This is a genomic window from Sphingomonas adhaesiva, assembly GCF_002374855.1.
Classification (GTDB): domain Bacteria; phylum Pseudomonadota; class Alphaproteobacteria; order Sphingomonadales; family Sphingomonadaceae; genus Sphingomonas; species Sphingomonas adhaesiva.
The window spans coordinates 204,566-227,881 of record NZ_NWVC01000001.1 but is presented as its reverse complement, the minus strand read 5'-3'; the positions used below and the strand labels follow the sequence as shown (position 1 = coordinate 227,881).

At 68.6% G+C, this 23,316-nt stretch carries 24 protein-coding genes; 10 read left to right on the top strand and 14 right to left on the bottom strand.

The annotated features are described in order from the left end of the window. Positions 1-39 precede the first annotated feature (39 nt). Positions 40-645: an HdeD family acid-resistance protein gene (locus COA07_RS01155; RefSeq protein ID WP_066710552.1), complete on the top strand. Its 606-nt coding sequence runs from the start codon at positions 40-42 to the stop codon at positions 643-645. Positions 646-1,043: 398 nt separating this feature from the next. Here COA07_RS01155 and COA07_RS01150 read toward each other — a convergent pair whose 3' ends face one another. From COA07_RS01150 to COA07_RS01130, 5 genes are all read right to left on the bottom strand, one after another. Next, positions 1,044-1,526, bottom strand: coding sequence for a glutathione peroxidase (locus COA07_RS01150; RefSeq protein WP_066710554.1), 483 nt, complete (start codon positions 1,524-1,526; stop codon positions 1,044-1,046). Then, positions 1,523-2,116: a GNAT family N-acetyltransferase gene (locus COA07_RS01145; protein ID WP_066710556.1), complete on the bottom strand. Its 594-nt coding sequence runs from the start codon at positions 2,114-2,116 to the stop codon at positions 1,523-1,525. Before COA07_RS01145 ends, COA07_RS01150 begins: the two co-directional genes overlap by 4 nt. Further along, positions 2,113-2,799: an ABC transporter ATP-binding protein gene (locus tag COA07_RS01140; protein ID WP_066710558.1), complete on the bottom strand. Its 687-nt coding sequence runs from the start codon at positions 2,797-2,799 to the stop codon at positions 2,113-2,115. The genes COA07_RS01145 and COA07_RS01140 overlap by 4 nt, the downstream gene beginning before the upstream one ends. Continuing rightward, complete coding sequence (locus COA07_RS01135; protein ID WP_066710560.1) at positions 2,792-4,042, bottom strand: lipoprotein-releasing ABC transporter permease subunit; 1,251 nt, start codon at positions 4,040-4,042, stop codon at positions 2,792-2,794. The genes COA07_RS01140 and COA07_RS01135 overlap by 8 nt, the downstream gene beginning before the upstream one ends. Before the next feature lie 421 nt (positions 4,043-4,463). Further along, positions 4,464-6,935 carry a TonB-dependent receptor gene (locus COA07_RS01130; RefSeq protein WP_096640345.1) on the bottom strand — a complete coding sequence of 824 codons (2,472 nt, stop codon included), beginning with the start codon at positions 6,933-6,935 and terminating at the stop codon, positions 4,464-4,466. Positions 6,936-7,135: 200 nt separating this feature from the next. Between COA07_RS01130 and COA07_RS01125 the strand changes: the two genes are divergently transcribed. Further along, positions 7,136-7,603 carry an Hsp20 family protein gene (locus COA07_RS01125; RefSeq protein ID WP_066712495.1) on the top strand — a complete coding sequence of 156 codons (468 nt, stop codon included), beginning with the start codon at positions 7,136-7,138 and terminating at the stop codon, positions 7,601-7,603. Positions 7,604-8,024: 421 nt separating this feature from the next. Here COA07_RS01125 and COA07_RS01120 read toward each other — a convergent pair whose 3' ends face one another. Continuing rightward, positions 8,025-9,659 (bottom strand): CTP synthase, encoded by a 1,635-nt coding sequence (locus tag COA07_RS01120; RefSeq protein ID WP_066712493.1) that lies wholly within the window; start codon positions 9,657-9,659, stop codon positions 8,025-8,027. An 85-nt stretch (positions 9,660-9,744) separates the two neighbouring features. Beyond that, entirely contained in the window at positions 9,745-10,128 is a 384-nt protein-coding gene (gene secG / locus COA07_RS01115; RefSeq protein WP_066487581.1) for a preprotein translocase subunit SecG, read from the bottom strand. A 264-nt stretch (positions 10,129-10,392) separates the two neighbouring features. Between secG and COA07_RS01110 the strand changes: the two genes are divergently transcribed. From COA07_RS01110 to eda, 8 genes are all read left to right on the top strand, one after another. Continuing rightward, positions 10,393-10,716 carry a MarR family transcriptional regulator gene (locus COA07_RS01110; RefSeq protein ID WP_066487590.1) on the top strand — a complete coding sequence of 108 codons (324 nt, stop codon included), beginning with the start codon at positions 10,393-10,395 and terminating at the stop codon, positions 10,714-10,716. A gap of 10 nt (positions 10,717-10,726) precedes the next feature. Beyond that, positions 10,727-11,020, top strand: a complete 294-nt coding sequence (locus COA07_RS01105; protein ID WP_245841943.1) for an SH3 domain-containing protein — start codon at positions 10,727-10,729, stop codon at positions 11,018-11,020. Beyond that, positions 11,017-11,946: an N-acetyl-gamma-glutamyl-phosphate reductase gene (gene argC / locus COA07_RS01100; protein ID WP_066711921.1), complete on the top strand. Its 930-nt coding sequence runs from the start codon at positions 11,017-11,019 to the stop codon at positions 11,944-11,946. Before COA07_RS01105 ends, argC begins: the two co-directional genes overlap by 4 nt. A gap of 26 nt (positions 11,947-11,972) precedes the next feature. Beyond that, entirely contained in the window at positions 11,973-13,436 is a 1,464-nt protein-coding gene (zwf, locus tag COA07_RS01095) for a glucose-6-phosphate dehydrogenase (RefSeq protein ID WP_066711924.1), read from the top strand. A gap of 140 nt (positions 13,437-13,576) precedes the next feature. Further along, positions 13,577-14,281, top strand: coding sequence for a 6-phosphogluconolactonase (pgl, locus tag COA07_RS01090; RefSeq protein ID WP_066711926.1), 705 nt, complete (start codon positions 13,577-13,579; stop codon positions 14,279-14,281). Positions 14,282-14,391: 110 nt separating this feature from the next. Next, positions 14,392-16,221 carry a phosphogluconate dehydratase gene (gene edd, locus COA07_RS01085; RefSeq protein WP_096640344.1) on the top strand — a complete coding sequence of 610 codons (1,830 nt, stop codon included), beginning with the start codon at positions 14,392-14,394 and terminating at the stop codon, positions 16,219-16,221. Positions 16,222-16,277: 56 nt separating this feature from the next. Then, a complete protein-coding gene (gene glk / locus COA07_RS01080; protein ID WP_066711071.1) occupies positions 16,278-17,246 on the top strand; it encodes a glucokinase in 969 nt (322 codons plus the stop codon). A 17-nt stretch (positions 17,247-17,263) separates the two neighbouring features. Beyond that, the gene (gene eda / locus COA07_RS01075) at positions 17,264-17,848 is read left to right on the top strand and encodes a bifunctional 4-hydroxy-2-oxoglutarate aldolase/2-dehydro-3-deoxy-phosphogluconate aldolase (RefSeq protein WP_066711075.1); all 585 of its coding nucleotides are present in this window, start codon (positions 17,264-17,266) and stop codon (positions 17,846-17,848) included. On the opposite strand, the gene COA07_RS01070 is transcribed toward eda, so the two are convergent. The 7 genes from COA07_RS01070 to fabD all read right to left on the bottom strand — a co-directional run bounded on the left by COA07_RS01070 (position 17,845) and on the right by fabD (position 23,288). Beyond that, complete coding sequence (locus tag COA07_RS01070; protein WP_169924216.1) at positions 17,845-18,237, bottom strand: NUDIX domain-containing protein; 393 nt, start codon at positions 18,235-18,237, stop codon at positions 17,845-17,847. The two genes, eda and COA07_RS01070, sit on opposite strands and share 4 nt — an antisense overlap. A gap of 50 nt (positions 18,238-18,287) precedes the next feature. Further along, the gene (gene mltG / locus COA07_RS01065) at positions 18,288-19,256 is read right to left on the bottom strand and encodes an endolytic transglycosylase MltG (protein WP_066711067.1); all 969 of its coding nucleotides are present in this window, start codon (positions 19,254-19,256) and stop codon (positions 18,288-18,290) included. 12 nt (positions 19,257-19,268) lie between these two features. Continuing rightward, positions 19,269-20,525, bottom strand: coding sequence for a beta-ketoacyl-ACP synthase II (gene fabF, locus COA07_RS01060; RefSeq protein WP_066711065.1), 1,257 nt, complete (start codon positions 20,523-20,525; stop codon positions 19,269-19,271). A gap of 162 nt (positions 20,526-20,687) precedes the next feature. Further along, a complete protein-coding gene (locus COA07_RS01055; RefSeq protein WP_066486348.1) occupies positions 20,688-20,924 on the bottom strand; it encodes an acyl carrier protein in 237 nt (78 codons plus the stop codon). A gap of 201 nt (positions 20,925-21,125) precedes the next feature. Next, positions 21,126-21,869 (bottom strand): 3-oxoacyl-[acyl-carrier-protein] reductase, encoded by a 744-nt coding sequence (gene fabG, locus COA07_RS01050; RefSeq protein WP_066711063.1) that lies wholly within the window; start codon positions 21,867-21,869, stop codon positions 21,126-21,128. Between the two features lies 1 nt (position 21,870). Then, a complete protein-coding gene (locus tag COA07_RS01045) occupies positions 21,871-22,329 on the bottom strand; it encodes a GxxExxY protein (protein ID WP_245841942.1) in 459 nt (152 codons plus the stop codon). Beyond that, complete coding sequence (fabD, locus tag COA07_RS01040) at positions 22,329-23,288, bottom strand: ACP S-malonyltransferase (RefSeq protein WP_066711061.1); 960 nt, start codon at positions 23,286-23,288, stop codon at positions 22,329-22,331. The genes COA07_RS01045 and fabD overlap by 1 nt, the downstream gene beginning before the upstream one ends. Between the last annotated feature and the right edge of the window lie 28 nt (positions 23,289-23,316).

Genomic DNA, 23,316 nt, shown 5'->3' with positions numbered 1-23,316 from the left:
CGCACCCGTTCGCCACCGACGCCACCAGGAGTTAGTGCGATGACCGACCTGCGCGACCAGACCTTCCCACCCGACACGCCCCCGCACTCCGGCCCGCCCGCCGGCCCGTCCATCGGCGCCGGATGGGGCTGGATCATGGCCTATGGCGTGGTGTCGGTGGTGCTGGGGATCGCGGCGTTCGTCTTCCCCTATGCCGCGACCTTCGCCGCGACGGTGACGATCGGGGTGCTGTTCTTCGTATCGGGCGTATTCGCGATCGCGGCGGGGCTGTTCGGGCATGGCGCGGAGAGCCGCGGCTATTCGGTGCTGTTCGGCATCCTGTCGGTCGTGGTCGGCGCGTTGATGGTGATGGAGCCGGTGACGGGCGCGATCTCGCTGACGCTGACGGTCGCGGTGTGGCTGGGCGCGCGCGGTGCGCTGGAGCTGTGGTGGGGGCTGAAGATGCGGCGGCGGCGCGGGATGCTGATCGCGCTGGGCGCGGTGAACGTGCTGCTGGCGGTGTTCATCGCGATGACGGTCCCGTGGTCGGCGCTGACGCTGCCTGGCTATGTGCTGGCGATCAGCTTCCTGTTCGGGGGCGTCGCCGCGCTGACCGCCGCGGGGGACCACCGCAAGGGCGCGAGTGCGTTCGCGGTGCCGGAGTAAGGGGTGCGCGGGGCTGAAGCGAGCCGACGTCACGACGCGTCCAAAACCGCTGTCACATCCCTCCCGTCATGCCGGACTTGTTCCGGCATCCATGTCTCCCCAGATGCAAGGCCGATGATTTCGCGGCTCCGTGGACCCCGGCGTTCGCAGGACCATTGAGGAAGTCGCTACTCCCGCCGCTCCCCTCCGTCACCCCGGACCCTTCGACTTCGCTCAGGAGGGCCCTGTTGCGGAGTCCACCGTCTCGCAAGAGCAGCGGCTGAGGCGTATGCGGAAACATGGATGCCGGAACAAGTCCGGCATGACGGCGTGGGTTTCGCAAAGGCTTCGCCTTCGCCGGGGTGTCGGCCCGCGCGGAGTGACGGACGGCGCGGGGCGTCGGAGCGCCCGCTACAGGCTCAGCCCAGCAGCGCCTCGATATCCTTCTCGATATCCGCGGGCTTGGTCGTCGGCGCGTAGCGGTTCACCGTCCGCCCTTCGCGGTCGACCAAGAACTTGGTGAAGTTCCACTTGATCGCTTTGGACCCCAGCACGCCGGGCGCATCGGCCTTCAGCCGCTCGAACAGCGGATCGGCATGGGCGCCGTTGACGTCGATCTTGGCGAACACCGGGAAGGTGACGTCGTAGGTCAGCGAGCAGAAATTGGCGATTTCCGCGGCGTCGCCCGGCTCCTGCGCGCCGAACTGGTTGCACGGAAAGCCCAGCACCTCGAAACCGCGATCGGCGTAGCGGCGGTGCAGCGCCTCCAGCCCCTCGTACTGCGGGGTGAAGCCGCACTTCGACGCGGTGTTGACGATCAGCAGCACCTTGCCGCGATACGCGTCGAGCGCGAGCGGCGATCCGTCGGCGGCGGTGACGGTGAAATCGGTGATGGCGGTCATCGCGGTCTCTCCAGCAGGAAATTCAGGTTGGTGCGGACCCCGGGCCATTCCGCGGCGATGATGGAATAGACCACCAGGTCGCGGACGCGGCCGTTGAACAGCTGGTGCGCGCGCAGCACGCCGTCGCGCTTGGCGCCCAACCGCTCGATCGCGGCCTGCGACCTTTTGTTGAACCAGTCGGTGCGGATCTGGACGACCTGGCACCCCAGGACGTCGAAGGCGTGGGTCAGCAGCAGCAGCTTCGCCTCGGTATTCACCCCGCTGCGCTGGACCGAGCGGGCGTAGAAGGTGCCGCCGATCTCGACCCGGCGATGCGCCTCGTTCATCCGCAGGAAGCGGGTGAGGCCGACGACGCGGCCATCGGGGGTCTCGACCGTCAGCGGCAGCGCGCGGCCATATTCCTGTTCCCGAAGCGCCGCCGCGACGAACCCCTCGGGATCGGTCAGCCCGGCGACATTGGCGAAGAACAATTCGGTCAGGTCGCCGTCGCCGGCCGCCGCGGCCAGCGCGGGGGCATCGGCCCCGACCAGCGGGCGCAGCGTGACGTGGCGCCCGCGCAGCGTCGGCGGGGTGCGCCACGGGTCGCTCACGGCCGCGCTTCCTCCAGCATGCCTTCGTGCAGGCGCACGACGCGGTCCATCTTCGCGGCCAGCCGCTCGTTATGCGTCGCGACCAGCGCGGCGGAGCCTTCGCCGCGGACCAGCCGCAGGAATTCGGCCAGCACGATATCGGCGGTCCGCTCGTCCAGGTTGCCGGTCGGCTCGTCCGCCAGCACCAGCGCGGGGCGATTGGCGAGCGCGCGGGCGACCGCGACACGCTGCTGCTCGCCGCCCGACAGCTGCGCCGGGCGGTGCGTCAGCCGGTGACCGACGCCCAGCGCGGACAGCAGCGCGGCGGCGCGCTCCTCCGCCGCGGCGCGGGTGGAACCCTGGATCAGCTGCGGCAGGACCACATTCTCGATCGCGTTGAAATCGGGCAGCAGGTGGTGGAACTGATAGACGAAGCCCAACTGGTCGCGGCGCACGTCGGTGCGGCCCGCCGCGTCGAGCTGCGCGGCCTCCACCCCGGCGATGCGGATTGACCCGGCGAACCCGCCCTCCAGCAGGCCGACCGCCTGGAGCAGGGTCGACTTGCCCGACCCGGACGGGCCGAGCAGCGCGACGATCTCCCCCGGGCCGACCGACAGGTCGACGCCGCGCAGGACGTGGATCGTCGTCTCGCCTTGCGTGAAGCTGCGCGCGAGGCCGGTGGTCCGCAGGACGGCGTCACTCATAGCGCAGCACCTGTACCGGATCGGTGCTCGCCGCCTTGAACGCCGGATAGACGGTGGCGAGGAAGGTCATGACCAGCGTGATGATGACGATCGCGGTGATCTCGACCGGATTGGGCTTGGACGGCAGTTCGGTGAGGTAGCGGATCGACGGGTCCCACAGGTTCTGCCCGGTCACCAGCTGGACGAAATTGACCACCGCCTGGCGGAAGAACAGGAACACCGCGCCCAGCACCAGCCCGGCGATCGTCCCCAGGACGCCGATCGTCGTCCCCACCGTCATGAAGATGCGCAGCATCGCGCCGCGGCTGGCCCCCATCGTGCGCAGGATGGCGATGTCGCGCGTCTTCGACCGGACCAGCATGATGAGCGAGGAGGCGATGTTGAACGCCGCCACCAGGATGATGATGCACAGTACGACGAACATCGCCACCCGCTCCACCGCCAGCGCGTCGAACAGCTCGGCGTTCAGCCGGCGCCAGTCGGCGACGACGCCGACGCCCTGCACCTTGCGCGCCAGCGGCGCCAGGATCGGGCCGACGCGATCGGGATCGACGGTCTGCAATTCCACCATCCCCACCGCATCGCCCATCAGCAGGAACGTCTGCGCATCGGGCAGCGGCATCATCACATACGCCTTGTCATAGTCGTAGATGCCGACTTCGAAGATCGCGGCGACGCGGTAATTGACGATGCGAGGCACGGTGCCGAACGGCGTCGTCTGCCCCTGCGGGCTGACCAGCGAGATGTCGGAACCGATCGTCGCGCCCAGCGCCTCGGCCAGCCGCGCGCCGATCGCGACGTTGTTGCTGCCCGGCGTCACCGCATCCAGGTCGCCGGCCACCACCTTCGACCGGATCGTGGCGTTGCCGCGGATGTCCTCCACCCGCATCCCGCGCAGCAGGATGAATTCGGCGCGGCCGTTATAGGTGGCGAACAGCGGCTGTTCGATCAGCGGCACCGCACTGGTCACCCCCGGGGTCGAGGTCGCTTCCCTGACGACGCGGCGCCAGTCGGCGAGCCGGCCGTTATAGCCCTGCACCACCGCATGGCCGTTCAGCCCGACGATCTTGTCGAACAGCTCCGCGCGGAAGCCGTTCATGACGCTCATGACGATCACCAGCGCGGCGACCCCCAGCATCACCGCGCCGAGCGAGAAACCCGCCACCAGCACGATGAACCGTTCACCCTTGCCCGGCAGCAGATACCGCCGCGCGATCATGCTCTCATAGCGCGACAGCAACATGCCCGCGCCTGTAGGACGCCCGGCGCAGCCGCGCAACGGGGCGTGTGGCGGAATCGTCACAGCGCGGCGACAATCGGTTTATGTCCCGTTCATTTGGGATGACAGCGCCCCCATGGGACCGGCATACGAACCGCACTGGCACACAGGCAACGGCCGTGGTTCGGGGAACGTCGCCAGGCTCCGCTTCGCAATGTCGAGGCGCGCGGGCCGGGGGACTGGATTAGGGGGCTGACGAGCAATCGTCACGCAGGCGCCCGGGTCGTGAAAACGGCCCGGGCGTTTGCTTTTGGCCGACGCGCCGGTCCCCGGCGCGATGCGGCGACGCCGCATCGGCCAAAACGGCCGGCGGGTCGGCAACGCCGAAGCCGTCCGACGTCGCGCCGGCGGCTCCGCCGCCGGCCTATCGCCACCCCGCCCGCCGTCAGAACGACGCCGACACCGTCACGCCATAGGTGCGCGGATCGCCCGGCTGCCCCACGATCAGCCCGGTGTTGCCCGACTGGGTCGCCAGCAGCTCGTAATAATCCTTGTCGAAGGCGTTGCGCAGCCACAGGAACGCGTTCAGCCCGCGATCGGCGCGATAGCCCAGCCGGAAGTTCGACAGCGCGTATCCGTCGATATTGGTATAGATCGATTCGGACGGGTTGGACGAAAAGCCCGAGCGGTAGCTGCCGTCGTACCCGACATAGATATTGCCCCCCGCGGCCAGCGGCACGGCATATTCCGCGCCGTATGAAAACGCCCATTTGGAGATGCCGGGCAGCCGCTGGCCCGACACGTCGCAGAACGACGGGCTGTACGACGGGCGTGCCGCGGTGCCCGCCTGCCCCGCCGGGCTGGCGGGATTGGCGGCGGTGGCGGTGGTGCCGCCGGCCAGCTCGGGCGGGCACGGCGCATCGGTGAACTTCACGTATTTGGCGTCGGTGAAGGCGCCGTTGGCATACAGGTTCAGCCGCGCGGTCGGGCGGAACGCGGTGTCCACCTCGACGCCGCGGGTGCGCACCTTGCCGGCATTGGCCAGATAGCCGCGCAGCACGCCAAGCTGCCCGTTGGTGACGGTCGCCTGATAGTCGTCGATCTCGGTCCAGAACCCCGCGATGTTCACCGTCGCGCGCCGGTCCAGGAACTGCGTCTTCAGCCCCAGCTCGTAATGGTTGACCTTTTCCGGCCGGACGGTCGCCGCCGACAGGATCGGGTTGTTGTTCGCATCCAGCGGCAGGCCGGACAGGTTGATCCCGCCCGATTTGTAGTTGCGGGCATATGTCGCATAGGCGTGGACGTCGCGCGCGACGTTCCACGCGGCGGTGATATCGCCCGACACGTTCCAATTGTCGAAATCGGGCTGATAGCTCTGCGGCGCCAGCACGCCGCGCTGATCGGCATTGAGCGTGGTCGACCCGCTGCCGGTCGTCACGACCGAGACGTAGGAACCGCTCTTCTTGTCATAGTTTACCCGCAACCCCGGCGCGATCGAGAAGGCATCGCTGATGTGCCAGGTGACCTTCCCGAACGCCGCCGCCGAGGTGTTGGTGAAGCCGATCGTGTTGCGCGCGGTAAGCCCGTTCAGCACCGCCGGGTTGCAGGCGTTGGCCGCCGCGGTGGCGCAGCCGTTGGCGCCGAACGGCGGGGTACCGGGGTTGAGCAGGAAGCGGCTCGCCGCCGGTCCCTGTACCTGCAACCCCTGCGTGTCGATCGTCTGGCGGAAATAGAACAGCCCGGCGACGTAATCGATCGTATGCTTGCCGTTCGACGCGACGCGCAGTTCCTGGCTCCACTGCTTCTGCTGCGACGGATTGGCCGACACCGTGGTGATCGGCAGCCCGATGAAGTCGCGGTCGTTCGACGGATCCCAGTCCCAGAAGCGATAGGCGGACACCGACGTCAGCGTCGCCGCGCCCAGATCCCAGTTCGCCACCAGCGAGGCGCCGCCCAGTTCCTGCTTCGCGCGCAGCGGCGTGTCGAGATCGGTCAGCCGGTCGAACGCGTTGCGCGACGGCGGCTGGTAGCCGAAGGCGGCGGCCAGCGCGTCATACTGACGCCAGACGGGACGCTGCGTGGTGCCGACCCGCGCGAAGATCTGCGCGCAGCAGTCCGGATCCTGGTGATTGTAGTCGGCGTACAGCGTCAGATCGAGGTTCGGCGCGGCCTGCCACAGCAATTGCCCGCGCAGGCTCTTGTTGTCCTGCGCATTCACGTCCGCACCGGTGCGAACGTTGTGGATCGTGCCCCGCCGCGACGTGACCGACGCGGACAGGCGGATCGCCAGCGTGTCGGCGATCAGCGGTCCGGATGCCGATGCCTTGGCCTGGATGAATTCGTAGTTGCCGGTGCTGAACTCGACGCGCGCTTCCGGCGTGAAGCTGGGCTTGCGGGTGGTGATGTTGATCGCGCCGGCGGTGGTGTTCTTGCCGTACAATGTCCCCTGCGGTCCGCGCAGCACCTCGATCCGCTCGGTATCGGTGAAGTCGAACGTCGCCGACGCGATGCGGCTGTAATAGACCTGGTCGACATAGATGCCGACGCCCTGTTCGATCCCGTCGTTGGTCAGCCCGAACGGCGCGCCCAGCCCACGGATGTTCGCGGCGGAATTGCGCGGGTTGGTGGAATAGAATTGCAGCGTCGGCTGGATCTGCGTCAGCCGGCTGACATTATAGGCGCCCGTATCGGACAGCGCGGTGCCGCCGATCACCGATACCGCCAGCGGCACGGTCTGCACGCTTTCGGTGCGGCGGCGCGCGGTGACGACGATATCGCCCCCCGCCGGCTGTGCGGGGCCGAGCCGTCCGGTGGCGGAGGTCGCGGCGTCCTCCTGCGCGGCGGGCGGCGGTTCCACCGGCGGCGCGGCGGGCGTCGATGCGGCCTGGAGCAGCAGCGTGGCGAGCGTGATGGACATGAACGGACCCCTTTCCTCGTCCGGGCATCATCAACGCGCCGACAAACCCGATCAAGAAAGTAGGAGTTTACCCCACCTCTTGAATCGCTTGGCCGATTTCCCATTTTGCTGGCGTGCGGTGCCCATCAGGGGCCGCACGGTGAAGGGCGCCGCGGATGCCCGGGCGCCTTTGTTCAAATAGCTCGCTGGAGGATTTGACCATGCGTTTCGACCTTACCCCCTATCGCCGCTCCACGATCGGTTTCGATCGCCTGTTCGACATGATCGAGGCCAACGCCCGGAGCGCGTCCGAAAATTACCCGCCGTTCAACCTGGAGCGAGTCGCCGACGACCGCTACCGCATCACGCTGGCGGTTGCCGGGTTCGGCCGTGACGAGATCGAGATCGTCGCGCAGCAGAACCTGCTGATGGTGACCGGCAAGAAGGACGACAAGGCGGACAACGGCAATTTCCTCCACCTCGGCATCGCCAACCGCAGCTTCGAACGGCGGTTCGAGCTGGCCGACTTCGTGTTCGTGGAGGATGCGCGGCTGAACGACGGCCTGCTGGTGATCGACCTGGTCCGCGAGGTGCCCGAGGCGATGAAGCCCAAGAGCATCGCGATCAAGACCGGCGCACCGCTGGCCGCGGTCGAAAGCAAGAGCGGCGACGAGGCGAAGGCCGCGTAACGGCGGCCGCACCGCGCCGCGCGATATCGGCGTTCCTTTGCTCCCTTTCGGAGCGCCGGTGGGGGCGTCCGGGCCTGAACAAGGCCCGGGCGCCTTTCCTGTTTTTGGGGGGCTGAGGTATCGGGCAAGCGCGTCGTGCCACCCGCCCCACGACACCTGCCTCACCGCCCCCTGCCTCACCGCCCCCTGCGTCACCGCCCCCCTGCGTCACCCCAGCGAAAGCTGGGGTCTCCTGTTGGCACGCGCTACGCCCGACAAGCAGCAGATCCCAGCCTACGCTGGGATGACGGAGGAGACGCGGACAGTTCGTCATCCCGACCAATTCGTCACCCCAGCGAAGGCTGGGGTCTCCCGGTGGCGCGTATCACGACCGACAAGGAGCAGATCCCAGCCTTCGGGATGGCGCTTGGCGGCCGTCGCCCTACACCAACCGGCTCTGCTTCACCGCAGCGGCGATGAAGCTGGCGAACAGCGGGTGCGGGTCGAACGGCTTGCTCTTCAGTTCCGGATGGAACTGCACGCCGACGAACCACGGATGGTCCGGCCGCTCGACGATTTCCGGCAGCGTGCCGTCGGGCGACATGCCGGAGAAGACCAGCCCGCCCTTCTCCAGCGCATCGCGGTACGAGGTGTTGACCTCGTAGCGGTGGCGGTGGCGCTCCGAAATCTCGTCGCTGCCGTAGATCGAGGCGACGACGCTGTTGCCCGTCAGTGCGGCGGTATAAGCGCCCAGCCGCATCGTGCCGCCCAGGTCGCCGTTGGCGGCGCGCGTTTCCAGCCCGCGCTCGCCCATCCATTCGGTGATAAGGCCGACGACCGGCTCATCGGTCGGCCCAAATTCGGTCGACGACGCCTGCGGCAGGCCGGCCAGATCGCGCGCGCCCTCGATGCAGGCCATCTGCATCCCGAAACAGATGCCGAAATAGGGCACGCGCCGTTCGCGCGCGAAGCGGACCGAGGCGATCTTGCCCTCCGCCCCGCGCGATCCGAACGCGCCGGGGACCAGGATGGCGTGGCACGGCTCCAGATGTGCGGCGATTTCGGCATCGTCGCCCTCGAACAATTCGGCGTCGATCCAGCGGATATTGACCTTCACGCGGTTGGCGATGCCGCCATGGACCAGCGCCTCGTTCAGCGACTTGTACGCATCCTGCAGGCCGACATATTTGCCGACGACGCCGACGGTCACCTCGCCCTCCGGGTGCATCAGCCGCTCGACGATCTCTTCCCAGCGGGTCAGGTCCGGGGGCGACGACGGCGTGATGCCGAACGCGCGCAGCACTTCCGAATCCAGCCCCTCGGCATGATATTGCAGCGGCACGGCGTAGATGCTCTTGGCATCCAGCGCGGGGATGACCGCAGTTTCGGGCACGTTGCAGAACAGCGCGATCTTCGCACGTTCCGATTCGGGCAGCGGATGCTCGCAGCGGCACACCAGCACGTCCGGCTGGACGCCCAGCGCCGCCAGTTCGCGCACCGAATGCTGCGTCGGCTTGGTCTTCAGCTCGCCCGCCGCCGCGATGTACGGCACCAGGGTGACGTGGATGCTGATCGCATTGCCGCGCCCGACCTCGTTCTTCAGCTGGCGGATCGCCTCGATGAACGGCAGCGATTCGATATCGCCCACCGTCCCGCCGATCTCGCACAGCACGAAGTCCAGGTCGTCGGTTTCGGCACGCGCGAACGCCTTGATCGCGTCGGTGACGTGCGGGATCACCTGCACCGTCGCGCCCAGATAGTCGCCGCGCCGCTCGCGCTCGATGATCGTCTTGTAGATCCGGCCCGAGGTGATGTTGTCCGACTGGCGGCTGGCGACGCCGGTGAAGCGTTCGTAATGGCCCAGGTCCAGGTCGGTCTCCGCACCGTCGTCGGTGACGTACACCTCGCCGTGCTGATACGGGCTCATCGTGCCGGGATCGACGTTCAGATAGGGGTCGAACTTGCGGATGCGCACGCGGTATCCGCGCGTCTGCAGCAACGCCGCGAGGCTTGCCGCCATGAGACCCTTGCCGAGCGAGGAAACCACGCCGCCGGTGATGAAGATGTACCGCGCCATGGGGGTGAACGCCTAACCTTTAAATACGAACGAGGGCAAGCGCGCGGACGCGCCGCGCGCGATGAAACGACGATGGGTGCGACGATCAGTTGGCGAGCGGGACGCCGTTGTCGGCCCGCGCGGGCTGCTGCGCCGCGGCCGCATTGGCGGCGGCGCCGGCCAGCGCGTCGTCGGCCGGGGCGGGCGCGGTCTGCGCCTGCGCGGCCGGCGCGCGGCGCTGGAGCGAGGTGTCGACGCTGGTCGCGCTGCGGCTGGCGGCCAGGAACGCCAGCAGCACGCTCATCGCGATGAACACGCCCGCCAGCACCGACGTGGCGCGGGTCAGGAAATCCGCCGCGCCGCGCGCCGACATCAGCCCCGACGGGCTGCCCGACGACGTCAGACCGCCGCCCTCCGACCGCTGCATCAGGATCACGGTAACGAGGGCCGCCGCGATGATGGCCTGGACGACAAGCAGAAAGGTGAACATGGCGGCGCGAACGATCCCGGAATGAAAGAAAGCGGGCAAGCAGGCCGAAGCCCGCACCCCGGACCGCCGCCACATAGTCGCCGCGTCGCCGCCAATCAACCGGCGCACGTCGAACCCGATAACGCGTGGCAAATTCGTAACATGACTGAAACCAGCCGCGCGGGCGGGCGTTATTTCGCACGAATCCGGAACGTTCCGGCAGCGTTGTAACAGAGACGGGACAAAGACGTGGCGACCTTTGCGCAGCCCGAACTCAATTCATGGATGAAGGCGCTGGTGGACTATGTCCGCTCCGGCGAGCCCGACCTCACCAACCGCCAGATGGCGCTGCTGCTGGTCGTCTACCTGCGCCCCGGCCCCCATACGGTGCGCGGGCTGGCGCGGATATTGAACGTGTCCAAGCCGGTCGTCACGCGCGCCTTGAACAGGCTGGGCGCTCTCGGCTATCTGCGCCGCCAACGCGACGACAGCGACAAGCGCAACATCTTCGTCGCGCGCACTTCCGAAGGGGCAGATTTTCTTGAGGAGTTCGGGCAGTTCATCGGCGACGGCGAGCCACCGTCCGCAGCGCGGGCCGCTGGCGCGTAGCGGATTCGCATTGACCGGGCGCTCCGTCACGCTCGATCCGCGCACCCATGCGGTGCGCCCCGACATCGCCGACGTTCGCCTCGCCGATCGCGTCTTCGCCCCGCATTACGCCGCCCCCGCCCGCCGCACGCTGGCGCATGATGCGGTGGTGCGCGAACAGCGCGGTGCCGATTCCCCCGCCGTCGTCACGCTCGCCGCGGGCGACGCATTCGACCTGTTCGACGTCACCGGCGGCATCGCGTGGGGCATCGCGGTCGAATCGGGGCTGGTCGGCTATCTCGACGCCGGGGCGCTGGCCTCGTGACGGTCGCCGTCTTCATCGACGGCGCGGTGGGTACGACCGGGCTGGAGATCCGCGAGCGGCTGTCGGCGCGGCCCGAAATCGCGCTCCACACGCTGGACGACGATCGCCGCAAGGATGCCGCCGCGCGCGCCGCGGCGCTCAACCAGGCGGATATCGTCATCCTGTGCCTGCCCGACGATGCCGCACGCGAGGCGGTAGCGATGATCGCCAACGACCGCACGCGCGTGATCGACGCATCGACCGCGCATCGCGTCGCGGACGGCTGGACCTACGGCTTTGCCGAGCTGGAGCCGGACCAGGCGCAGCGGATCGCCACCGCGCGCTTCGTCAGCAACCCCGGCTGCTATCCCACCGCCTTCCTGGCGCTGGTCCGTCCGCTGGTGCGCGGCGGGCTGCTGCCGGCCGACGCGCTGGTCGGCGTCAATGCGGCATCGGGCTATTCCGGCGGCGGCAAGGCGATGATCGAGGAATTCGAAAGCGGCGCCGCCGGCACCGCGTTCCGCCCCTATGGCCTGTCGCTCGCGCACAAGCATGTGCCGGAGATGCAGCGCCACGCCGGGCTGGCGCATCCGCCGATCTTCCAGCCGGCGGTCGCGAACACCTATCGCGGGATGGTGGCGGAGGTGCCGCTGCATGCCGCGCAGCTGGCCGCGGGCACGACGATCGACGACGTGCGCGCCGCGCTGGCGGATGCCTACGCCGGCAGCGCGCTGGTCCGCGTCGCCGCCGGCGATGTCGCGACCGTCGCGATCGAGGCGGACGCGGGCACCGATCGCATGACGCTGCGCGTGTTCGGCAATGCCGGCACCGGACAGCTGCGGCTGGTCGCCACGCTCGACAATCTGGGCAAGGGCGCGGCGGGCGCGGCGGTCCAGAACCTCAACATCATGGCCGGTCTCGATCCCGTCGCCGGCCTGACCCTCTGACCCCTCTTTCAGCCTAGGAGACTCCGGTGGAGCGCAATCCGGTCGGCAAGCTGTTGTTGTTCGGCGCGACGGGCGATCTGGCCCGGCGGATGCTGTTGCCCTCGCTCTACGGCCTGCACGCCGACGGGCTGCTGCCCGACGGGCTGACGATCACCGGATCGGCGCGCGGCGATCTGGACGACGACGGCTTTCGCGCCGAGGCGAAGAAGGCGCTGGACGAATTCCTGCCCGCCGATCGCAAGGACGAGGCCGCGCTGTCCGGCTTCCTGAAGCGGTTGCAGTTCCAGCCGGTCGACCTGTCGGACGAGAACACCTTCGCGCCGCTGGCGGAGAAGATCGGCGACGTGTCCGGCGGGCTGGCGATCTTCCTGTCGACCGCGCCGTCGCTGTTCGAACCGGCGGTGAAGGGGCTGGAGAAGGTCGGACTGGCCGGGCCGACCGTGCGCATCGGGCTGGAAAAGCCGCTGGGCTACGACCTGGCGTCCAGCCGCGAGATCAACGACACCGTCGCCGCGGTCTTCCCCGAGGAGCGGATTTTCCGCATCGACCATTATCTAGGCAAGGAAACCGTCCAGAACATTCTGGCGCTGCGCTTCGGCAATTCGTTCTTCGAACCGGTGTGGAACGCGCGCGGGATCGACAATGTGCAGATCACCGTGTCCGAGACGGTCGGGCTGGAGGATCGCGCCGGCTATTACGACGGTGCGGGCGCGCTGCGCGACATGGTGACCAACCACATGCTCCAGCTGGTCGCGTTGATCGCGATGGAGCCGCCGGCGCGCTTCACCCCCACCGACGTGCGCGACGAAAAGGCCAAGGTGTTCCGCTCGCTGCGCCAGATCCCGCCCGAGGAGGTGCCGCATTGTACCGTGACCGGCCAATATGTCGGCGGCGCGGTGAAGGGCGAGATCGTCAAGGGCTATGACGAGGAACTGGGCCGCGATTCGACCACCGAGACGTTCGTCGCGATCAAGGCGCACGTCGACAACTGGCGCTGGCAGGGCGTGCCCTTCTACCTGCGCACGGGCAAGCGGATGCCCGTGCGGCGCAGCGAGATCGCGATCCAGTTCAAGCCGGTGCCGCATTCGATGTTCGCCGGGCGCGGCGGGCTGCTCCAGCCCAACACCCTGGTCATCCGCCTCCAGCCCGAGGAATATATCGAGCTGCTGGTGATGGCGAAGGAACCGGGGCTGGACCGCGACGGCGTACGCCTGCGCGAGGTGCCGCTGAAGCTGAGCCTGGACGCCGAATTCGCCGGCACGCGCCGCCGCATCGCCTACGAACGGCTGCTGCTGGACCTGATCGAGGGCGACCAGACGCTGTTCGTGCGCCGCGACGAGGTGGAGGCGCAGTGGATCTGGACCGACGCGATCCGCGCCGGCTGGGCCGCGAACGGCATGAAGCCCAAACATTATCCCGCCGGCACCTGGGGTCCGTCCGCCGCGATCGCGCTGACCGAGCGCGACGGGGTGACGTGGCAGGACGATTGATGCACTGAACCCCGTGCCCCCCGCCCCGTTCGTGTCGCGTAGCGACCGAGCGGAGCCGGGGGCGCGTATCGAGACATCCTCGACACGCCGTCTCGACGTCGCTCGACGGCTGCTCGAACCGAACGGCATTGGAAGTGAACATGACCGAAATCGAATGGTGGGACTATGACGACGCCGCCGAGCTGGCCGATGCGGTCGCGGGCGACATCCAGTTCGTGATCGAAAGCGCGATCGACGCGCGCGGCTCCGCGGTGATCGCGCTGGCGGGCGGCAAGACCCCCCTGCCCGCCTATGAGAAGCTGGCGAAGGCCAAGCTCGACTGGAAGCGCGTGACGATCATCCCGGGTGACGAGCGGATCGTGCCGCTGGGCGATCCGCTGTCGAACGTCACCGCGCTGGGCAAGATCTTCATCCCGAAGGGCGCGCGGGTGATGCCGATCGTCCCCAAGGCGACCGAGGATTACAAGGCGGCGGGCCGTTCCGCCGACGCGCTGATGCAGGACCTGCACTGGCCGCTCGACCTGTGCCTGTTGGGCGTGGGCGGCGACGGGCATACCGCGTCGATCTTCCCCGGCCCCGATTACGACGAGGCGCTGAACGGCCCGAAGGAACGCCGCGCGCTGGGCGTCATGCCCGATCCGCTGCCGCCCGAGGCCCCGGTCGCGCGCGTCACGCTCAGCCGCCAGGCGATCGCCGGCGCGCGCGCGCTGATGCTGGCGGTGACCGGCGACGCCAAGCGCAAGGTGATCGAGGATGCGATCAAGGAAGGCGCCGGCTCGCCCTATCCGATCGGGCGGGTGCTGGCCGACGTCGAGCTGCCGGTCGACATCCACTGGGCGCCGTGACGTTTCCGCACGGTTGAGTTAACGTTATCAGGAGGCCGCCGGGCCGCATCGAACAGGGTGACGGTCGCGGCAACTTCGCACCTGCTTCGCCCCTCGCTAAGGCTTATCGCATGAACCCTGCCGTCAGCGCCGTCACCGATCGGATCATCGAACGCTCGCGCCCCACGCGCAGCGCCTATCTGTCGCTGATCGAGCGCGAGCGCGACGGCTGGATCGGGCGTCCGCGGCTGGGCTGCGCGAACCTGGCGCATGCCTATGCCGGCACGCCCGAGGATCGCGACGCGATGAAGACGCAGACGCAGGCGATGAACATCGGCCTGGTCACCGCCTATAACGACATGCTCTCGGCGCATGCGGTCTATTACCGCTATCCCGAACAGATGAAGGTCTGGGCGCGCGAGGTCGGCGCGACCGCGCAGGTGGCGGGCGGCGTGCCCGCGATGTGCGACGGCGTGACGCAGGGCTATCCGGGGATGGAGCTGTCGCTGTTCAGCCGCGACACGATCGCGCTGTCCACCGCCATCGCGCTCAGCCACGGCACGTTCGAGGGCGCGGCGCTGCTGGGCATCTGTGACAAGATCGTGCCGGGGCTGCTGATGGGCGCGCTGCGCTTCGGCCACCTGCCGATGATCCTGATCCCCGGCGGCCCGATGCCGTCGGGCCTGCCCAACAAGGCGAAGGCCGCGGTGCGCGAACGCTTCGCCGAGGGGCAGGCGACGCGCGACGAACTGCTGGATGCCGAAATCCAGGCCTATCACACGCAGGGCACCTGCACTTTCTACGGCACCGCCAACACCAACCAGATGATGATGGAGGTGATGGGGCTGCACATGCCCGGCGCGGCCTTCGTCAATCCGGGCACGAAGCTGCGCCAGGAACTGACCCGCGCGGCGGTCCACCGCCTGCCGCGGATCGGTGTGCACGGCGACGATTACCGCCCGCTGGGCCGCTGCGTGGACGAGAAGGCGATCGTCAACGCCGCCGTCGGCCTGCTGGCGACGGGCGGATCGACCAACCACCTGCTCCACGTCCCCGCGATCGCGCGTGCGGCGGGGATCGTGATCGACTGGGAGGATTTCGACCGCCTGTCCGCCGCGGTGCCGCTGCTCGCGCGCGTCTATCCCAACGGATCGGCGGACGTGAACGGGTTCGAGGCGGCGGGGGGGATGCCGTTCGTGATCCGCGAGCTGCTCGACGCGGGCTACCTCCACCGTGACATCATGACCGTCGCTGGCGGCGACCTGACCGATTACGGCAGCGCACCGACGCTGGACGGCGATGCGCTGACCTGGGCGCCCGCCGGCCCGACGCGCGACGACACGATCCTGCGCCCGGCCGCCGCGCCCTTCTCGCCCGATGGCGGGATGCGCATCCTGCAGGGCAATATCGGCCGCGCCTGCATCAAGGTGTCGGCGGTGGAGCGCGACCGCTGGGTGGTCGAGGCGCCCGCGCGCGTCTTCGCCGACCAGCTGGAGGTGCTGGAGGCGTTCAAGGCCGGCGAGCTGGAACGCGACGTCGTCGTCGTCGTCCGCTTCCAGGGGCCGCGCGCCAACGGGATGCCCGAACTGCACAAGCTGACGCCGCCGCTCGGCGTGCTCCAGAACCGCGGCTTCCGCGTCGCGCTGGTCACCGACGGGCGGATGTCGGGGGCGAGCGGCAAGGTGCCGTGCGCGATCCACTGTTCGCCCGAAGCCTTGCCGGGACGGGACGGGGTCGGCGGCGCGATCGCGCTGATCCGCGACGGCGACCTGATCCGCGTCGATGCCGAGGCGGGGACGCTGGAGGCGCTGGTGCCCGCCGACGAATGGGCCGCGCGCACGCCCGCCGCCGCGCCGCCCGCGGCGACCGGCATGGGCCGCGAATTGTTCGGCATGTTCCGCGGGCTGGCGGACGAGGCCGAAAAGGGCGCCAGCGCGATCCTGGCGGGCGCCGGGCTGTAACGACCCCGCCGTCCCGGCCGTCGCCGGGGTGACGATGGATGAGAGGGAAGACGTTCATGCAGGTGGTTTCGGTCGATATCGGCGGCACGCACGCGCGCTTCGCCATTGCGGAGGTCGCCGACCGGCGCGTCGTGTCACTGGGGGAACCCGTCACGCTCAAGACCGCCGATCACGCCAGCCTGCAGACCGCATGGGAAGCCTATCGCGAGCGGCAGGGCGGCACCCTGCCCCGCGCCGCCGCGATCTCGGTCGCCTCGCCGATCACCGGCGACGTCATCCGACTGACCAACAACCCCTGGGTGATCCGCCCGTCGCTGATCCCCGAGCGGCTGGGCGCCGACACCTGGACGATCATCAACGATTTCGGCGCGATCGGCCATGCGGTGGCGCAATTGCCGCATGAGGATTTCGAGCATCTGTGCGGCCCGGACGAACCGCTGCCCCACGAGGGGATCACCACCGTCTGCGGCCCCGGCACGGGGCTGGGCGTGGCGCAGGTGTTCCGCCACGACGGCGAATACCATGTCCTGTCCACGGAGGGCGGGCACATGGACTACGCCCCGCTCGACGGGATCGAGGACGCGCTGCTCAAGCGGCTGCGCAAGACCTATACGCGCGTGTCGGCCGAACGGATCGTCGCCGGGCCGGGCATCGTCGCCATCTACGAAACGCTCGCCGACATGGAGGGGCGCTCGGTCGTGCTGCGCGACGATAAGGCGATCTGGACCGCCGCGCTGGAAGGGACCGATTCGATCGCCAACGCCGCGCTCGACCGCTTCTGCCTGGCGCTTGGCGCGGTGGCGGGCGACCTGGCGCTGGCGCATGGCGCGAAGGGCGTCGTGATCGCCGGCGGGCTGGGGCTGCGCATCAAGGACAAGCTGCTGCGTTCCGGCTTCGACCAAAGGTTCGTCGCCAAGGGCCGCTTCCAGCAGATGATGGCCAGGCTGCCCGTCAAGCTCATCACCCATCCCCAGCCCGGCCTGTTCGGGGCCGCGGCCGCCTTTGCCCAGGAGCACGCACGTTGACCGATATCGCCGCGATCATGCAGACCAGCGCCGTCATCCCGGTGCTGGTCATCAAGGACGCCGCGCAGGCGCGCCCGCTCGCCGAGGCGCTGGTCGCCGGCGGGCTGAAGGTGCTGGAGGTGACGCTGCGCACCCCCGCCGCGCTGGATGCGATCCGCGAGATGAAGCAGGTGCCCGGCGCGATCGTCGGCGCGGGCACCGTCGTGACGACGCAGCAGGTCGACGAGGTGAAGGCCGCGGGCGCGGAGTTCATCGTCTCCCCCGGCCTGTCGCAGCCGCTGGGCGAAGCGATCGCCGCCGCCGGCATCCCGTGGCTCCCCGGCGTCGCCACTGCGGGCGACATCATGCGCGGGCTGGACATGGGGCTGTCGCACTTCAAGTTCTTCCCGGCCGAGACCAGCGGCGGGATCAAGGCGCTGAAGGCGCTGGCCGCGCCCTTCTACCAGTGCCGCTTCTGCCCGACCGGCGGCATCACCGAGGCGAGCGCACCCGACTGGCTCGCGCTCGACCCCGTATTGTGCGTGGGCGGCAGCTGGGTGACCGAGGGCACGCTACCGGAAATCGAGGCGCGCGCCCGCGCCGCGGCAGCGATGCGTCGCTAGAACGAGTTCAGCCGGAGCCGTCCGAATACCGGACGATAGGCATCGACCGCAAGGTCGGGCAGTTCGGCGGCCGCGTCCGGCGTGAACCAGCCAAGCGCGACATGCTCGTGATCGCGAAGCGTCGGGCTGCCCCTCCATTCAGCGACCCGCATGATCGAGAGCAGCATCGGCCGACCGCCGACGTCCAGCAAGTTGAGCGTGACGAGCAAGCCGATGCGTTCGGCGATGATGCCGATTTCCTCCATCAGTTCGCGCCTCGCCGCCTCGACGACCGTCTCTCCATCCTCGACATGCCCGCCCGGCAGATCCCACCTGCCGGGGCAGCGCCGGCGATAGGGCGATCGCAAGCCCAATAGCAGGCGACCATCCCGTGCGATGATCGCGCCCACCGCGACGGCGGCTCCGATGGGATCAGTCATGCATGATGCGCCAAACCGTGCTACATCTCCCCGCGCGCGCGGCGGATCGCGTACCATTTCTTCACATTGGCGTTATGTTCCGCCAGCGTGTCGGCGAACACATGCCCGCCGCTGCCGTCCGCGACGAAATACAGCGCCTTGGACGATGCCGGGTCGAGCACCGCGTCGATCGACAGCCGCCCGGGGTTGGCGATCGGTCCCACCGGCAGGCCTGGGCTGGCATAGGTGTTGTAGCCATTCTTCGCGCGCAGTTCCGACTGGCGGATGCGGCGGCCCAGCGGGCGTCCCTTGGTGATCGGATAGATCACGGTCGGATCGGCCTGTAGCGGCATACCCAGCCGCAGCCGGTTGGAATAGACCGCCGCGACCGCGCGGCGCTCCTCGGGCTTGCCGGTTTCCTTCTCGACGATCGAGGCCAGGATGATCGCCTGCTTCGGACTGGTGACGACGGTGGTCGGCTTGCGCGCCTTCCACGCCGCCGTCAGGTACCGCGTCATCGCCGCCTGCATCCGCGCCAGCACCGCCGCGCGCGTATCGCCGCGTTCGAAGGCATAGCCGTCGGGCAGCACCGATCCTTCCGCGGGCACCTTCACGTCGCCGGTCAGTCCGTCCGCCTTCATCAGCGCGTCATGGACCATCACCGACGGCAGCCCTTCGGGGACGATCACGACGCGCTGCACCGCCTTCCCGCCCTGCAGGATCGACAGCACTTCCGACGCGCTGACCTTCGCAGGGAAGGCATATTCGCCCGCCTTGATCGGGGTGCCCGCACCGAACAGCCGCGCCTGGGTGCGGAACCGCCCGGCCGATGCGATGACGCCGGTGCGCTCCAGTTCGCGGGCCGCGGCCGCCAGCGTCGCGCCCTGCGCGATCGTGACGGTGGTGGCGCGTTCGGACGGGCCATGGCCCTTCCATCCGTGCACCGCCCACCATCCGGCGATGACGATGAGCAGGCCGGCGATCAGCCCGATACAGCCGACCCTGCGCATCCGATCGCCTCCTCAGACCGCCTTCATCACCAGCGAGGCGTTGGTCCCGCCGAAGCCGAACGAATTGTTCAGCACCGCGCGCACCGGGCGCTTCTTCGCGACCAGCGGCACCAGGTCGACGCCCTCGGTCCCCTCGTCCGGGTTGTGCAGGTTCAGCGTCGGCGGCACCACCTGGTCGCGCAGCGCCAGGATGCAGAAGATACTCTCCACCGCGCCCGCGCCGCCCAGCAGGTGGCCGATCGCCGACTTGGTGCTCGACATCGAGGCGCCCGACAGGTCGTCGCCGAACACGCGCTTGGCCGCGGCCAGCTCGATCGTGTCGGCCATGGTCGAGGTGCCGTGCGCGTTGATATAGTCGATATCGCCCGGCTCCATGCCGGCCTTGCGGAGCGCCATGCGCATCGCATTCTCCGCGCCCTTGCCCTCCGGGTGCGGCGCGGTGACGTGATAGGCATCGCCCGACAGGCCGTAGCCGACCACCTCGGCATAGATCTTCGCGCCGCGCGCCTTGGCGTGCTCATACTCCTCCAGCACGACGACGCCCGCGCCCTCGCCCATCACGAAGCCGTCGCGATCCTTGTCGTACGGGCGGCTCGCCTCGGTCGGGCGGTCGTTCATGCTCATGTTGAGCGCGCGGGCCTGCGCGAAGCCGGCGACGCCCAGCGGGTTGACGGTGCTTTCCGCGCCGCCCGCCAGCATGATGTCGGCATCGTCATCCTTGATCATCCGCGCGGCGTCGCCGATCGAATGCGCGCCCGTGGAGCAGGCGGTGACCACCGCATGGTTCGGCCCCATCAGCCCGTATTTGATGCTGACCTGACCCGAGATCAGGTTGATGAGCCGCCCGTGGACGAAATGCGGGCTGACCCGGCCCGGCCCGCGTTCGTGCAGGTTGACCGATTCGATCTCAATCCCCGGCAGCCCGCCGATGCCCGATCCGATCGACACGCCCGCGCGCAGCTTCGTCGCCTCGTCCATGTCGGTCAGCCCGGCATCCTCCAGCGCCTGTCCGGCGGCATCGATGCCATAGACGATGAACGGATCGACCTGCCGCTGGATCTTGTGGTCGACGCGCTTGTCGGCGTCGAAGCCATATTCGTGATCCTTGGGCTTCACCTCGCACGCGATGGTGCACTTCTGCCCCGTGGTGTCGAAGCGCGTGATCGGCCCGGCCCCGGACTTTCCGGCGATCAGATTGGCCCAGACGGTCTCCACATCCGCACCCAGCGGGGTGACGAGGCCAAGTCCGGTGACGACGACGCGACGCATAGGCTTCCCTTCACTACCGTATCCCGCGCCACTCCCCTGCACGGACGGTTCTTCAAAATGAAACGGCTTCCCACCCCTTTCTGCAAAGGATGGGAAGCCGCTCACATCGGTCGATGGCCGGGGGTTGGCAAGGGCGTGCCCTGCCCGCCCGGCGCTTCGGGCTTAGCCCTTGTGCTCGTCGATGTAGGTGATCGCGTCCTTGACGGTCGAGATCTTCTCGGCGGCGTCGTCCGGAATTTCCACCCCGAACTCTTCCTCGAACGCCATGACCAGCTCGACGATGTCGAGGCTGTCCGCGCCCAGATCGTCGATGAAGCTGGCGTCCTCGGTCACCTTTTCGGCTTCGACGCCGAGATGCTCGACGACGATCTTCTTCACGCGGTCGGCGGTCTCGCTCATGTCATTCCCTCTCTAACTTGGGGGGTAAATGGGTAATTGCTGAACGCAGGTAGAACGGGGGGCGCGGCCTGACAAGGGTGTGTATGCCTCATGCACCGGCGATCCCACCCGTATCGGGGGTCAGTTCGCGTCAAAACTCGCCGTCAGCGAGTTTTCGGGCCGGTGCCGCGAAACGTGCATTTCGCACGTTTCGAACGACCCTCAAACCATCGCCATCCCGCCGTTGACGTGGATGGTCTGGCCGGTGACGTAGCCGGCTTCCTTCGACGCCAGATAGACGACCGCGGCGGCGATATCCTCCCCCGTGCCCAGGTCGCCCGCCGGGATGCGCGCGGTCAGCGCCTGCTTCTGCGCGTCGGGCAGCACATCGGTCATCGCCGAGCGGATGAAGCCGGGCGCGACGCAATTGACCGTGATGTTGCGGCTGGCCAGTTCCTGCGCCAGCGCCTTGGACATGCCGACCAGCCCCGCCTTGGACGCGGCATAGTTCGCCTGCCCGGGATTGCCGGTCTGCCCGACGACCGAGGTGATCGACACGACGCGGCCGAACCGCTGCTTCATCATCGGCTTGGCCGCGGCGCGGATCAGCCGGAACGCGGCCTCCAGGTTGACGCGGATCACCTGATCCCATTCGTCGTCCTTCATCCGCATGGCCAGATTGTCGCGCGTGACGCCGGCGTTGTTGACCAGGATATCGATCCGCCCGCCCAGGGCCTCGACCGCCTGCGGCACCAGCGCGTCGACCGCGGCGGCATCCGACAGGTCGCACGGCACCGCGACATGGCCTTCCCCGCCCAGTTCGCCCAGGAACGCCTCCAGCTTGGCGACGTTCGACCCGGACACCGCCAGCCGCGCCCCCTGCGCCGCCAGCCCCTTCGCGATCGCCGACCCGATCCCCCCCGATGCGCCGGTCACCAGCGCGGTCATGCCTGTAAGGTCGAACATTCTATTCTCCGTTGATTTGGTTCACGCGAAGCCGCGAAGACGCAAAGGTGTCGTGGCCGTTCACGACACGCCGCAGCCCTTCCTTGAGCGTCGCGCCTCCGAAATTGATAAGCAGCCCGAGCGGCTGCCTAGTCAGCCTGAGATACGTCAGCAGTTGCTTGCCGTGAGCGGCGTTCAGCCGCTCGACCGACTTGATCTCCACCAGCAACCGCCTGCCGACGATCAGGTCGACGCGAAACGCGGCATCGAAATCCATCCCGTCGAATGAGAATGATACGGGATATTGCCGCTGGACCTCATGGCCCATACGGGCCAGCTTTGCTGCGAGCACGGTCTCGTAGACGCTCTCCAGCAAGCCTGGCCCCAGGTCACGATGCAACCGGAACGCGACGTCGATGACATCCGCGGCGGCGGCCTCGAGATCCATCGTCTTTGCGTCTTCGCGGCTTCGCGTGAACATCACATCCTTTTAAGCAACGCCTCGATATCGTCCATCGAAACGACGCTGATCGCCTCGGCGTCGGGTGCGATGCGCTTGACCATCGGGGACAGCACCTTGCCGCCGAACTCCACGAACTCGGTCACTCCGGCCGCGACCATCGCCAGGACCGATTCGCGCCACCGCACCCGCCCGGTCACCTGCTCCACCAGCAGCGCGCGGATCGCGCCGGGATCGGCGACCGCCGCCGCATCGACGTTGGCGAAGACGGGGACCAGCGGCGCGCGCAGGTCGGCGTCGGCCAGCGCCGCCTCCATCGCGCGCGCGGCATCCTCCATCAGCGGGCAGTGGAACGGCGCCGACACCGGCAGCAGCACCGCGCGTTTGGCGCCCATCTCCTTGGCCAGCGCGACCGCGCGCTCCACCGCGACGCGATGGCCGGAGATGACGACCTGCGACGGATCGTTGTCGTTGGCGACGGTGCAGACCAGCTCGGCCCCGCCCTCAGCCAGAATCGAATCGACCGCGGCGCCGGCGATCACCTGCGCCTTTTCGACATCGGCGCCCAGCAGCGCGGCCATCGCGCCCTCGCCCACCGGCACCGCCGCCTGCATCGCCCGGCCGCGCAGCTTCAGCAGCCGCGCGGTGGTGGACAGGTCCAGCGCCTCCGCCGCGCACAGCGCGCTATATTCGCCCAGCGAATGACCCGCGACGTAATCGGCCTTCTCCGCCAGCGTCACGCCGCCCTCGTGCACCAGCACGCGCAGCGTCGCGATCGCGTTAGCCATGATCGCGGGCTGCGCATTCTCGGTCAGCGTCAGCTCGTCCGCCGGCCCCTCGGCCATCAGCCGGCGCAGGTTCTGGCTCAGCGCCTCGTCCACCTCGCCGAACACCTCGCGCGCCACCGCGGAGGCATCGGCGAGCGCCGCGCCCATGCCGACCGCCTGACTGCCCTGACCGGGAAAGATGAACGCGCGCATATCCAGAACTCCTGCTAGTGGCGCGCTG

Bases quoted from the DNA above. Each gene is read 5' to 3' on its own strand.
- COA07_RS01155 (WP_066710552.1), top strand. From the start codon at position 40: ATGACCGACCTGCGCGACCAGACCTTCCCACCCGACACGCCCCCGCAC.
- COA07_RS01150 (WP_066710554.1), bottom strand. From the start codon at position 1,526: ATGACCGCCATCACCGATTTCACCGTCACCGCCGCCGACGGATCGCCG.
- COA07_RS01140 (WP_066710558.1), bottom strand. From the start codon at position 2,799: ATGAGTGACGCCGTCCTGCGGACCACCGGCCTCGCGCGCAGCTTCACG.
- COA07_RS01135 (WP_066710560.1), bottom strand. From the start codon at position 4,042: ATGTTGCTGTCGCGCTATGAGAGCATGATCGCGCGGCGGTATCTGCTG.
- COA07_RS01130 (WP_096640345.1), bottom strand. From the start codon at position 6,935: ATGTCCATCACGCTCGCCACGCTGCTGCTCCAGGCCGCATCGACGCCC.
- COA07_RS01125 (WP_066712495.1), top strand. From the start codon at position 7,136: ATGCGTTTCGACCTTACCCCCTATCGCCGCTCCACGATCGGTTTCGAT.
- COA07_RS01120 (WP_066712493.1), bottom strand. From the start codon at position 9,659: ATGGCGCGGTACATCTTCATCACCGGCGGCGTGGTTTCCTCGCTCGGC.
- secG (WP_066487581.1), bottom strand. From the start codon at position 10,128: ATGTTCACCTTTCTGCTTGTCGTCCAGGCCATCATCGCGGCGGCCCTC.
- COA07_RS01110 (WP_066487590.1), top strand. From the start codon at position 10,393: ATGAAGGCGCTGGTGGACTATGTCCGCTCCGGCGAGCCCGACCTCACC.
- pgl (WP_066711926.1), top strand. From the start codon at position 13,577: ATGACCGAAATCGAATGGTGGGACTATGACGACGCCGCCGAGCTGGCC.
- edd (WP_096640344.1), top strand. From the start codon at position 14,392: ATGAACCCTGCCGTCAGCGCCGTCACCGATCGGATCATCGAACGCTCG.
- glk (WP_066711071.1), top strand. From the start codon at position 16,278: ATGCAGGTGGTTTCGGTCGATATCGGCGGCACGCACGCGCGCTTCGCC.
- eda (WP_066711075.1), top strand. From the start codon at position 17,264: ATGCAGACCAGCGCCGTCATCCCGGTGCTGGTCATCAAGGACGCCGCG.
- mltG (WP_066711067.1), bottom strand. From the start codon at position 19,256: ATGCGCAGGGTCGGCTGTATCGGGCTGATCGCCGGCCTGCTCATCGTC.
- fabF (WP_066711065.1), bottom strand. From the start codon at position 20,525: ATGCGTCGCGTCGTCGTCACCGGACTTGGCCTCGTCACCCCGCTGGGT.
- COA07_RS01055 (WP_066486348.1), bottom strand. From the start codon at position 20,924: ATGAGCGAGACCGCCGACCGCGTGAAGAAGATCGTCGTCGAGCATCTC.
- fabG (WP_066711063.1), bottom strand. From the start codon at position 21,869: ATGTTCGACCTTACAGGCATGACCGCGCTGGTGACCGGCGCATCGGGG.
- COA07_RS01045 (WP_245841942.1), bottom strand. From the start codon at position 22,329: ATGTTCACGCGAAGCCGCGAAGACGCAAAGACGATGGATCTCGAGGCC.
- fabD (WP_066711061.1), bottom strand. From the start codon at position 23,288: ATGCGCGCGTTCATCTTTCCCGGTCAGGGCAGTCAGGCGGTCGGCATG.